Source organism: Pseudomonas sp. P129, from assembly GCF_020312195.1.
In the GTDB taxonomy this organism is placed as follows: Bacteria; Pseudomonadota; Gammaproteobacteria; order Pseudomonadales; family Pseudomonadaceae; genus Aquipseudomonas; species Aquipseudomonas fragariae.
On sequence record NZ_JAGPYS010000026.1, the window covers coordinates 1 to 11,972 of the forward strand.

Sequence of the window (11,972 nt, forward strand, 5' to 3'; positions counted from 1 at the left end):
GGGGTCGCCGCAACGCGCCATCCATGGCACGGTGCGGCTAGCCTGGCGTCCTGCCAGGCTACCCCCGGATCAGCGCCAGGACTCAGCCGTCACTAACGTCGCACTCTGCGTCGTCTGTGCCATCGCGATAAAAAAGCGCTTTTATGTGCAGTGATGACAGGTAAAGCATGACTTTGCGCTGCAGCACGACCTAGAGCGTCACGAACGGCATACCAACGCATGGGCACGAGAAATCCCGCAATAAACATTTCCCACTTCCTGCCGTTACAGAAATTAAGTTGTTTATTGATCCTGCCGATGCATTGTTCGCTGACGAAGGGCACAATGCCATTAGGCCAGCCAGTCATCCAGATGCCGGGTAGGAGATAACCCCTTTTGTTGCGTCCATCAGCTGCACGCTTGAGTCATTTTCTGCCTTCACTGGGTTTGCTGGTGGCGGGGCTGGCGGCTGCGTACGTAAAGGACCTGAACGTCTTCTTCACCTCGCTGTTCAACGTGCTTCCTACTCTGGTTCTTCTGTTGGGCGGTGCGTACTGCTGTGTTTATCGACGTCAGCGCGAGCTGTTTCTGATGCTCACGGTGTATATCGCCTACTACCTGCTCGACACCCAGACCGACTACTACCGTGACAACGGCAAGGTTCGCGAGGATGCGGCGGTGATCTTTCACCTGGTCTGCCTGCTGCTGCCGCTGCTGTTCGGGTTATATGCGGCATGGGAGGAACGAACGCATCTGTTCCAGGACATGGTTGCGCGGCTCGCGGTGCTGGTGGCGCTGGGCGGCGTGGCGGTGGGGCTTGAGCAAAGTTATCCGGTCGAGCTGCAAGTCTGGCTGGCGGACATTCGCTGGCCTGTCCTGCATGGCGCATGGATGAGCCTGATTCAGTTGTCCTATGCGATGTTTCTGGTGTCGTTCGGGGTGCTGATCTGGCAATACTTGGAAAAGCCGCGACCGCTGCATGCGGCGCAGATCGTCGGCCTGCTGGGTTTGCTCTGGGCATTGCCCAAAACCTTCATCCTGCCGTTCACACTGAACATCCTTTGCAGCCAGGTGATGCTGATGATTGCCGCTGCCGTCGCTCACGAGGCCTATCAGATGGCCTTCCGCGACGAGCTTACCGGGCTGCCTGGGCGTCGGGCGCTCAATGAGCGCATGCAGCGTCTGGGTCGCAACTATGTGCTGGCGATGAGCGACGTGGATCACTTCAAGAAATTCAATGACACCCACGGCCACGATGTGGGCGATCAGGTGCTGCGTCTGGTGGCCAGCAAGCTGTCGAAAATCACCAATGGTGGCGGCAAGGCCTATCGCTATGGCGGTGAGGAGTTCGCCATTGTGTTCGCCGCCAAGAGCATCGATGAGTGCATGCCGCACCTGGAAGCCATCCGCGAGACCATCGCCAGTTACGAAATTCAGCTGCGCAACAAGGACAATCGCCCTCAGGACGACCAGCAAGGCCGACAGCGTCGAAGTGGCGCGCAGGCTGGCAGCGTGTCGGTGACGGTGAGTATCGGCGTTGCCGAACGCCAGCCGGAGCATCGCACGCCCGAAGAAGTGCTCAAAAGCGCCGACCAGGCGCTGTATGCAGCCAAGGGCGCCGGGCGCAATTGTGTGGTGGCTTACGGGCAGTTGAACCGACGCGGCGCTGTGCGCACGACTGAAGCGGCAACCTGAGCAAACCCTGGTACTTCCCGTGACCTGTTATGACTATTCAGTCATGACACGACCCTATGTCTCTGAAATGTTGTTCGGTTAGACTCGTGGAACTCGACTGCTGATCTGCGTCGCTGGATGCATCGATCGGCTTCCCAAAGCATTTCGATCCGTGTTCACGAGGTTTGCCATGGCTGACTATAAAGCGCCACTGCGCGATATGCGCTTCGTCCTCAATGAAGTCTTCGAGGTTTCAACGCTCTGGGCTCAACTGCCCGAGCTGGCCGAAACAGTCGACGTCGAAACGGTCGAAGCCATTCTCGAAGAAGCCGGTAAAGTGACCAGCAAGACCATTGCGCCGCTGAGCCGCAACGGTGACGAGGAGGGCTGCCACTGGAAGGACACCGTCGTCACCACGCCTGCCGGTTTTCCCGAGGCCTATAAGATCTACGCCGAAGGCGGCTGGGTCGGTGTGGGCGGTAACCCCGAGTTTGGCGGCATGGGCATGCCCAAGGTGGTGTCGGCTCAGGTCGAAGAGATGCTCAACTCTGCCAGCCTGGCGTTCGGTCTGTACGCGATGCTCACCTCCGGCGCCTGCGTGTCGATAGACACCCACGCGACCGAGGAGCTCAAGAACAAATTTCTGCCCAATATGTATTCGGGCGTCTGGGCCGGGTCGATGTGCCTGACCGAGGCCCACGCCGGTACTGACCTGGGCATTATTCGCACGCGCGCCGAACCCCAGGCGGACGGCGCCTACCAGATCACCGGCAGCAAGATTTTCATTACCGGTGGCGAACACGACCTGACCGAAAACATCATCCATCTGGTACTGGCCAAGTTGCCGGATGCTCCGCCTGGCCCGAAGGGCATCTCGCTGTTTCTGGTGCCCAAGTTCATGGTTGGTGACGACGGCAGCCTCGGCGAGCGCAACACCGTCAGTTGTGGCTCGATCGAGCACAAGATGGGCATCCAGGCGTCTGCGACGTGCGTGATGAACTTCGACGCCGCGACCGGTTACCTGATCGGCGAGCCTAACAAAGGGCTGGCGGCGATGTTTACGATGATGAACTACGAGCGCCTCGGCGTCGGTATCCAGGGCCTGGCGTCTGGCGTGCGCTCTTATCAGGCCGCCGTCGAGTATGCGCAGGACCGTCTGCAGAGCCGTGCCCCGACCGGTGCGCAGAACAAGGACAAGGCCGCTGACCCGATCATCGTCCATCCTGACGTGCGTCGCATGCTGTTGACCATGAAAGCCTTCAACGAAGGCGGTCGGGCGTTTTCCAGCTACGTCGCCCTGCAACTGGATATTGCCAAGTTCAGCGAAGACGATACCGCGCGCAAGCGTGCCGATGATCTGGTAGCACTGCTGACACCGGTCTCCAAGGCGTTCCTGAGTGATATCGGTCTGGAAACCACCGTGCATGGCCAGCAGGTATTCGGCGGCCATGGTTACATCCGCGAGTGGGGCCAGGAACAACTGGTGCGTGACGTGCGTATCACGCAGATCTACGAGGGCACCAACGGCATTCAGGCGCTGGACCTGGTCGGGCGCAAGATCGTCGGCTCGAATGGCGCGTTCTATCAGCTGTTCTCCGATGAAGTCCGCCAGTTCATCACCGGCTCGGACAACGCGCTCAGCGAGTTCACTCAGCCGCTGAGCAAAGCCTTGAACATGCTCGATGAGCTGACCGGCTGGGTGCTGGATCGCTCGCGCAACAACCCCGATGAAATCGGTGCGGCCTCTGTGGAATATCTGCATCTGTTCGGTTACACCGCGTATGCCTACATGTGGGCCATGATGGCCAAGGCAGCACTGGGTAAAGAGCAGCAGGAGGAGTTCTACGCAAGCAAACTGGGGACCGCACGCTTCTACTTCGCACGTCTGCTGCCGCGTATTCACTCGCTGGATGCCTCGGTACGCGCGGGCAGCGAGTCGCTGTACCTGTTGAAGGCGTCACAATTCTGACCTGGAAAAGTCTTGTAAGCATTTGCTTACACTACGTGACGCCAATTGGCCTCTTCCCAAGAAAGGGATCCAAAGTTAATCTTTGTTCATGGACGTAGCGCAGGACGCGCAACAAGACATAACAGGGACACGTAGGGAAGCCTGCCAGGATGGCGGGGTGAAAGGGAAATCAGGGAAACAGTCTGGAAAGCCCCGCTTCGGCGGGGTTTTCTTTGTTTGCGTTTTAACGATTCGATGTTCTTTCTGCTCGCAGCACACGATGTTGTGCCCGCAGTGCAATGCTTGTCCTGATCCTCTCCCGAGAAAGAATAATGGCGCGGTGCCAGAGCTGGTTGAACCCTCGCCGCCGGGCAGGGTCGATTAGCTGTATGGCCAATCAGAGCCAATCAATCAGGAGCTTTTCATGGACATCATTCGTATCATTTTCGCCATTCTGCTGCCTCCGGTAGGCGTGTTCATGCAAGTAGGCTTTGCTGGCGCTTTTTGGTTGAATATCCTGCTGACCCTGCTGGGTTACATCCCCGGCATCATCCACGCGATCTACATCATCGTTTCGCGCAAGTAACACCTCGCTGCACACGCTGATCGTTCCCTGACGCGGGAACGATCACACGGCCTGATCAGGCATCCAGCACATCCCGATAGAAACGCCATTCCTTCTCCAGCGCATCTGCCAGGTTGTTTGCCTTGCGGAACCCATGATGCTCGTCCGCATAGAAGTGCGCTTCGGTCTTGATACCGTTGTCCTGCAAGGCCTTGAGCATGGACCGGGTCTGTTCCGGAACCACCACGGCATCCAGTTCGCCCTGAAAGAAAATCACCGGCACTTTGATGCTGTCGGCGTGCAGCAGGGGCGTACGAGCCTGATAGCGCTCGATGTCCTTGTCGGGATCGCCGATCAGCCAGTCCAGATAATCACCCTCGAATTTATGCGTCGCCCTGGCCAGTGCTACCGGGTCGCTGACGCCGTAAAGGCTGGCGCCTGCGCGGAATACGTCGCGGAAGGCCAACGCGCAGAGCGTGGTGTAGCCACCGGCACTGCCGCCGCGAATGAAAGCCTGTCGTTCGTCAATCAAGCCGCGCTCGGCCAGATGGTTGACCACTGCACAGGCATCTTCGACGTCCGCCACGCCCCAGGTGAGGTGCAGGCCTTGCCGGTACACGCGACCGTAGCCGCTGCTGCCGCGATAATTGAGGTCTGCGACGGCGAAGCCGCGGTGCGTCCAGTACTGAATGCGCGGGTCCAGCACCGGGTAGCACGCAGAGGTCGGGCCGCCATGGATGAACACCACCAGCGGCGGTTTTTCTGCGCCGGTCATGGCCGGATAGAAGTAGCCATGAGCCTCGGCCCCGCCACTGGGGTAACGCAACGTCTGAGGACGGCTGATCTGGTCGGCCGGCAGCGGCGACCCGCCTCCGGCAAGCACCTGAACACTGGCTTCGTGGCGAGAAATGGCCAGTACCGCTGAGGTGCTGATGGCCGAGGCGGCGATGCAATAGACGAACTCTTCGTCAATGGCGAGGCTGCGAAAGCGACTGTAACCTGCGCTAAAGTCCTCGACGCTGCCGTCAGCCTGAGAAAGCCCCAGGATACTTGAACCGTCTGCAAACCAGCTCGCCAGGTAACCATCGTTGATCGGCAGCCAGGTGCAGCTGCCCATTTGCCAAGGCGCGGAAGCATGATCCGCCGGACGGGCGGGAAGCGGCGCAAACCCGGAAGGCGATTCGCCCCACGGCTGCCAGAAACCCGCGCGATCAGTCAGGCAATACAGACGCCCGTGGGCATCGAAGCGCGGCTGTTGCAGAGACTCTTGCGCACCGTCACCTGCGATGCACTGCGCAGCGGCCCAGTTGCCGTCGTCCTGTTTCGTCGCACACATCAAACGGGTGCTGGTCCACGGCTGATGCGGGCGCTGCCATTCGATCCAGGCCAGGCGCCTGCCGTCGGCGCTGACAATCGGCGATGAGTAGAAATCAGCGCCTTCGGCCAGCAACTGGCGCTTGCCGTCAGCCAGCTCGATAGCCACCAGTCGATGCGTGTTGCGGTCCTCTTCAACGGCCAGAATCCGGCCGCCGCTGAAGAACACGCCGCCGTAGCGCTGGTCGCCCTCGGTCAGCGCCACCGGCTCGCTGGCGTCCAGGGCCTGTCGATACAGTTGCTGGTCGCGCTCGTTGACGAAGACTACGGCGTCGTCGGCGAGGCAGAACGAACCACCACCGTATTCATACACCCGGCTGCGTACGCTGAAACCTTGTGGCGTCAGGCAGCGCTTGCTGTTGGCGTACCAGTGCCAGATGCGGCTCGCGCCGTCTTCGGGGCGGTATTCGTTCCAGAACAGGCCCGCCGAGCTGACATCCAGTTCGGCGAAGTCGACGCCTGCAGCGACCGCCTGGGCGGCGCTCAGGCGGTCAGGAGGATTTTGCGATGAGTCGTGAGTTTCGGTCATTGCGAAAGGCCAGCTCTTCAATGGTTTGAGTAGCGGTTTCGGACTCGTCACGAGCCTGAGTGATAATCCCGTGGTGATAGGATTTGCTGCACACCGGGTCGGCATTGGCGGCGTCGCCGGTCAGCATGAAGGCCTGGCAGCGACAGCCGCCGAAGTCCTTTTCCTTCTCGTCACACGAACGGCACGGCTCGGGCATCCAGTCGTAGCCGCGGAAGCGATTGAAGCCGAACGAGTCGTACCAGATGTGCTGCATGCTGTGATCGCGTACGTTGGGGAACTGGATCGGCATCTGCCGCGCGCCGTGGCAGGGCAGCGCCGTGCCATCCGGTGTCACGGTCAGGAAGATATTGCCCCAGCCGTTCATGCAGGCTTTGGGACGTTCTTCGTAATAATCAGGGGTGACGAAAATCAGTTTGCACGGATGATTTTCTGCCTCCAGCCGGGCGCGGTATTCGTTGGTGACGGCTTCGGCGCGGACCAGTTGATCTTTGGTCGGCAGCAAGCCGAGGCGATTCAGGTGCGCCCAGCCATAGAACTGACAGGTCGCCAGTTCGACGAAGTCCGCTTCCAGCGCGAGACACAGCTCGATGATCTTGTCGATACGGTCGATGTTGTGACGGTGGGTCACGAAGTTCAGCACCATTGGGTAGCCATGCCTTTTCACCGCTCGGGCCATTTCCAGCTTCTGCGCGAAGGCTTTTTTCGAGCCGGCGAGCATGTTGTTGACCTGCTCGTCGCTGGCCTGAAAGCTGATCTGGATGTGGTCCAGGCCTGCTTCCTTGAAGGCGATGATCTTCTCTTCGGTAAGGCCGATGCCCGAGGTGATCAGGTTGGTGTAGAAGCCCAGACGCCGCGCCTCGGCGATCAGTTCGGCGAGGTCCTGGCGCACCAGCGGCTCGCCGCCGGAAAAACCGATCTGCGCCGCACCCATTTCCCGCGCTTCCTGCATGACCTTGAACCACTGCTCGGTGCTCAGCTCCTGGCCCTGTTTGGCGAAATCCAGGGGGTTGGAGCAATACGGGCATTGCAACGGGCAGCGATAGGTCAGCTCGGCGAGCAGCCACAGCGGCAGCCCGACCTCGGGAGTGGGCGGTATGTACGGGGTGTTGGTGACGGGTGCTATGTCAGACAAGATCGATCCAGTTTTTCTTTTTGGCGCCTTCCATGAACTCGTCGACGTCCATGCCCAGTTCGGGAACATTGGGGAACTGCTGATGAAGCTCATCAATGATGGCGGCGATGGTGCGCTTGCCATCGATCAGCCCGCCAATCAGGGCCGCGCTTTCATTGAGTTTGATCATGCCTTCAGGGTAAAGCACCACATGCGCCTTTTGCGCAGGCTCGTACTGAAAGCGATAGCCTTGATGCCATTTGGGTGTCAACGCTCGGAACTGCGGATCGTGCTTCATAGGGTAATCCCCTTATGCCAGACCCTTTGGTCTGTGACGCTGTGATACGGCGGGCGGTTCAGCTCGTAGGCCATGGACATGGCATCGAGCATGCTCCACAGGATATCGAGTTTGAACTGCAGGATTTCCAGCATACGCTGCTGACCTTCGTACGTAGTGTAGTGCTGTAACGTGATGGCGAGGCCGTGCTCTACATCGCGTCGGGCCTGACCCAGGCGAGTGCGGAAATACTCATAGCCTGCCGGGTCGATCCATGGGTAGTGCTGCGGCCAGCTGTCCAGACGCGACTGGTGGATCTGCGGGGCGAACAGTTCGGTCAGCGAGCTGCTGGCGGCTTCCTGCCAGTTGGCGCGGCGGGCGAAGTTCACGTAGGCGTCGACGGCAAAGCGCACGCCTGGCAGCACCAGTTCCTGCGAGCGCAGCTGGTCCGGGTCCAGTCCCACGGCCTGGCCGAGGCGCAGCCAGGCTTCGATGCCGCCGTCTTCGCCGGGCGCACCGTCATGATCGAGCAGGCGCTGAATCCACTCGCGACGGATCTCGCGATCCGGGCAGTTGGCCAGAATCGCCGCGTCCTTGAGCGGAATGTTCACCTGATAGTAGAAACGGTTGGCGACCCAGCCCTGAATCTGCTCGCGGGTCGCTCGGCCCTCGTACATCGCCACATGGAACGGGTGATAGATGTGGTAATAGGCGCCCTTGGCGCGCAAGGCCTGTTCGAATTCGGCGGGGGACAGCGCAGTCGCTTCGCTCATGTCAGCTCCTAAAGCTCGATGCTCATGCCATCGAAGGCCACTTCGACGTTGCGACGAACCAGCTCCGCGCGTTCCGGGGAGTCTTCGTCGAGAATCGGGTTGGTGTTGTTGATGTGGATAAGCACCTTGCGCTGCTCGGGGAAGCCTTCGAGGACTTCGAGCATGCCGCCGGGACCATTCTGTGCCAGATGGCCCATTTCCCGGCCGGTGCGCGTGCCCACGCCACGGCGCTGCATTTCGTCGTCGTCCCACATTGTGCCGTCGACCAGCAGGCAGTCGGCGTCACGCATCTTCTCGGCCAGTGCCTCATCGACCTTGCCCAGGCCCGGGGCATAGAACAGCTTGCCGCCAGTACGGGTGTCTTCGACCAGCAGGCCGATGTTGTCGCCCGGGTGCGGGTCGAAACGGTGTGGCGAGTAGGGCGGCGCGGCGCTGCGCAGCGGGAAGGGCGTGAAGCGCAGGTTCGGGCAGGCAGGAATCACGAAGCTGCCCTGCAACTCGATGCGGTTCCAGCTCAGGCCGCCGTTCCAGTGCTTGAGCATTTCGAACAGCGGAAAGCCGGTGCTCAGGTCCTCATGGACCATGTCGGTACACCACACCTGATGCGGGCAGCCTTCACGCAGGCTGAGCAGGCCGGTGGTGTGGTCGATCTGGCTGTCCATCAACACGATCGCGCTGATGCCGGTGTCGCGCAATGCGCGACCCGGCTGCATCGGCGCAAAGCCCTGCAATTGCGCGCGAATGTCCGGTGAGGCGTTGCACAGCACCCAGTTGATACCGTCGTCGGACAGCGCAATGGACGACTGGGTCCGCGCGTGGGCACGCAGGCTGCCGTCGCGAAAGCCCGCGCAATTGACGCAGTTGCAGTTCCACTGGGGGAATCCACCGCCAGCAGCAGAACCTAGAATCTGGATGTACATGACAGCTCCTGGGACACGCTCTGAAATAAAAAACAGCCACAACCATAAAAAAAGCCCCGGCGAACCGAGGCTTCACAGCGCACTGAAATCAACGGCTTGCGAAGTACATGGTGACTTCAAAACCGATACGCAGATCAGTGTAAGCAGGTTTAGTCCACGACATAAAAATCTCCTCGGATAAGTGCAGCGGTGGGTGACTACATCTTAGTGCATCGCTGGAGGCATACGTTCAGATGCTTAGGGAGCTATGTTACTCATTTTCACAATTCAGCAGGGCTAGAATCTGCATGAAAGACCGTTACTGTTCAGGTAAGGATTGCGGAACGGCCGCGCTGGCAGGGCGATTGGCCACAATCAGCCAGCCACCTGTGGCCTTGATCAATTGATCCGCAGAGGCCAGCAACGAGTGTGTTTCCAGATTTGACAGCGCCCGCTGCAAGGTGGGCGCATGGTCGCTCTGATGCCCGGCAAGGTGTGCCTGCCACTGCAGGTCGGCACGCTGTTGCTGCGGCAGGTTCGACGGCTCGAACTGCGCTGCAAGGGCGTTTGTCTGTTCAGGCAAATCTGCGCCGCGAACCAGTTGCGGCAATCTGCCGATAAAGGCCTCGATGTGCTCAAACAGTTGCTGCGCATTGCAGGTGGGCGATTGCACACCGAACAGCAAGCCGGTCTTTCCGTCGATCTGCCTGAGGCTACTGAACACCGCGTAACCCAATTGCAGCTCGACCCGCAGCCGCTGATAGAACGGCGCCTGGGCTAGGTGCGCGAGCAGACGCCAGGCGGCTTCATCTTCGATAGAAGTCGTGGGCGCCGGGCAGAACACCAGCACGGCGTCTTCCGAGGAGGACGATGCTTGCGCTGCCCAGTGCTTGCCAGCGCGAATGGTTGGCAGATCGGCCGGGGAAGTTTGCCGAACGCCGGGTGCTGCATTCAACACCGTGTCCAGCATCGACTGGCTGGCCGTGTCGAAACCGCTGGTGAAACTGATCCAGCGCGAAGCCGACCATACGCCTGGCAGGTCGCTTATGGTCACCTCCGGGTTACTGCGCAGGAAGTGATCGGCAAGCTGCTTGAGCAACTGACGAATCGGGATCAACACTGGCTCGTCGTGTTCCTGTGCGTGGGTATCGGGGTGCTGCAAGCGCAGCAGGCTCTGTTGCAGGACTGCCACAATGGGTTCGCGCAAACCGTTCAACTGTAGCTGCCAGTAGGGGCCGTACGCGGTGAAGGTCAGTGTTACCCCGGCCTGACGTGCGTCTTCGGCCAGTGGCTTGAGCGCGGCGTCGAGCATCCGCCAAAAGGCGGGCTGTGGGGACGGCAGTTGCCAGCGCAGGTACAGCGCGGCTTCAGCGGGGTCGTCCACTGCCGTACCAAGAAACGGGTTCGGGGCGGGCAGGCGCCAGTCGACCGGCTCTGGATCGAGGTTATCCACGTCAGCCGTGAGTTTTGCGAGAAATGCGCTTAAGGCTTTTTGGCCTTGCTCGCTCAACTGCGCGGGCGTTTCGCGACAGTGATGGTTGGCCAGAGCCAATGCTCCGCACATCTGCAGACGGCGTTGTTCGAGACGGTGGTATTCCTCGATTCGCGTCGGCCAGTGAGCCTCGAAGAAACCGAGCCAGCTGAAAAGCAGGCTGCTGATAGCGGTCGCGTTCGCCGGGTCGCCTTTACACTCGATATCCAGCAAAAGCTGCCCGCCGAACTGGTAAAGCGGCGCGGCGTGCAGTGAAGTGCAAAGGCCCCTGCGGATCAGCTCGGCAACCAGCCCGCCAGGCTGCGCTGCGTTCAGCCAGTGACAGAAGAAGGCCACCGCTTCGTCAGCCTTTTCCGGCAAGTCCTCGAAGGCAAACAGCAGATGGTTTTGCTCGCCAGCCTGTCGAGGGCTGGTCATCAATGCTGGAGGCGGGCGCTGTGTGACCTTTATCCCAGTGGCGAAAACCGCGCCGTGGTTTATCGCCAGCGCCTGCAATTCAGCCATCGGCAGCGGGCCAGTCAGGCACAGGGTCATCTGCCCGGCCTGATAGAAGCCTCGATAAAAGTCATGCAATGCCTGCTGAAACGCCGGGTTAGGCACTGACAGGCTGTAGCGATTGCCAGCGTGAAAGCCACGCAGCGGATGCTGAGGCGTGATCGCTGTCAGCAGGCGCGCCTGATCGCGGGATGCGCTATCGCCGAGCCAGGCGATGAACTCGGCGTGCAGCACTTCGCGTTCGCGCAATTGATCTGCGATGTCCATGCGCGGCCGGGCAAGCATGTCGCACAGTCGCTGCAGCCCTTGGGCGAAGGCCGCCTGCGGCAGTTCGAAGAAGAAGTCGGTGGTGCGCTCGCGGGTGCTGGCATTGACCTGCCCGCCATGACGCTGCACGAAGGTCATCAGGTTGTCCCCGGCCGGGAAGCGTTCGGTGCCGAGAAAAAACAGGTGCTCCAGAAAATGCGCCAGCCCTGGCCACGCCTGCGGCGCATCGTGACTGCCGGCTGCCACGCGCAACGAGGCCGCACAGCGCTTGAGCCGTGGCTCATGACACAGCACCACATTCAGGCCGTTGGCCAGCGTGAGGCGTTGAGTGTCGGCGGAGTGTGCGGCAGGCATGAGGGGCGTCCGGAAAGCTTTGCAAGGCGAAGCGTCATGCTAGCGGATTAGCCGACCCGTTCGCGAGCCTGCTGCTCAAGGCTGCGAAATAGAGGACGCAAAGGGGCCGTCAAGCTTCCCGACAATGCATCGCCTGAACGGCCGTCTTCGCGAACAAGTTCGCTCCTACCCCTCGGGCAGGAGGCCGTTTTTGATTCTGCCCAACGGGCGTAGGAGCGGACTTGTCCGCGAAGGG

General features: G+C 60.5%; 10 protein-coding genes. 3 read left to right on the forward strand and 7 right to left on the reverse strand.

Annotated elements, in window-relative coordinates; translation table 11 throughout:
• The first annotated feature begins 375 nt into the window (after positions 1 to 375).
• The 3 genes from KBY02_RS25875 (at position 376) to KBY02_RS25885 (ending at position 4,187) form a co-directional block, all read left to right on the forward strand.
• Positions 376 to 1,674 (forward strand): sensor domain-containing diguanylate cyclase, encoded by a 1,299-nt coding sequence (locus KBY02_RS25875; RefSeq protein ID WP_096135966.1) that lies wholly within the window; start codon positions 376 to 378, stop codon positions 1,672 to 1,674.
• A gap of 169 nt (positions 1,675 to 1,843) precedes the next feature.
• Complete coding sequence (locus tag KBY02_RS25880) at positions 1,844 to 3,622, forward strand: acyl-CoA dehydrogenase C-terminal domain-containing protein (protein WP_096104315.1); 1,779 nt, start codon at positions 1,844 to 1,846, stop codon at positions 3,620 to 3,622.
• 403 nt (positions 3,623 to 4,025) lie between these two features.
• Positions 4,026 to 4,187, forward strand: a complete 162-nt coding sequence (locus KBY02_RS25885; protein ID WP_002555565.1) for a YqaE/Pmp3 family membrane protein — start codon at positions 4,026 to 4,028, stop codon at positions 4,185 to 4,187.
• A 55-nt stretch (positions 4,188 to 4,242) separates the two neighbouring features.
• Here the strand turns inward: KBY02_RS25885 and KBY02_RS25890 are convergent, their stop codons facing one another.
• The 7 genes from KBY02_RS25890 to pqqF all read right to left on the reverse strand — a co-directional run bounded on the left by KBY02_RS25890 (position 4,243) and on the right by pqqF (position 11,737).
• On the reverse strand, positions 4,243 to 6,069 hold the full coding sequence (locus KBY02_RS25890; RefSeq protein WP_225650862.1) for a S9 family peptidase: 1,827 nt from the start codon (positions 6,067 to 6,069) through the stop codon (positions 4,243 to 4,245).
• Positions 6,032 to 7,201, reverse strand: a complete 1,170-nt coding sequence (pqqE, locus tag KBY02_RS25895; RefSeq protein WP_011269165.1) for a pyrroloquinoline quinone biosynthesis protein PqqE — start codon at positions 7,199 to 7,201, stop codon at positions 6,032 to 6,034. The genes KBY02_RS25890 and pqqE overlap by 38 nt, the downstream gene beginning before the upstream one ends.
• A complete protein-coding gene (gene pqqD / locus KBY02_RS25900; RefSeq protein WP_011269164.1) occupies positions 7,194 to 7,478 on the reverse strand; it encodes a pyrroloquinoline quinone biosynthesis peptide chaperone PqqD in 285 nt (94 codons plus the stop codon). The genes pqqE and pqqD overlap by 8 nt, the downstream gene beginning before the upstream one ends.
• Positions 7,475 to 8,230, reverse strand: a complete 756-nt coding sequence (gene pqqC / locus KBY02_RS25905) for a pyrroloquinoline-quinone synthase PqqC (RefSeq protein WP_003402120.1) — start codon at positions 8,228 to 8,230, stop codon at positions 7,475 to 7,477. Before pqqC ends, pqqD begins: the two co-directional genes overlap by 4 nt.
• 8 nt (positions 8,231 to 8,238) lie before the next feature.
• Complete coding sequence (pqqB, locus tag KBY02_RS25910; RefSeq protein WP_024640643.1) at positions 8,239 to 9,150, reverse strand: pyrroloquinoline quinone biosynthesis protein PqqB; 912 nt, start codon at positions 9,148 to 9,150, stop codon at positions 8,239 to 8,241.
• 88 nt (positions 9,151 to 9,238) lie between these two features.
• A complete protein-coding gene (gene pqqA, locus KBY02_RS25915) occupies positions 9,239 to 9,313 on the reverse strand; it encodes a pyrroloquinoline quinone precursor peptide PqqA (protein WP_003422658.1) in 75 nt (24 codons plus the stop codon).
• A 135-nt stretch (positions 9,314 to 9,448) separates the two neighbouring features.
• A complete protein-coding gene (pqqF, locus tag KBY02_RS25920) occupies positions 9,449 to 11,737 on the reverse strand; it encodes a pyrroloquinoline quinone biosynthesis protein PqqF (RefSeq protein ID WP_225650863.1) in 2,289 nt (762 codons plus the stop codon).
• Positions 11,738 to 11,972: the final 235 nt, after the last annotated feature.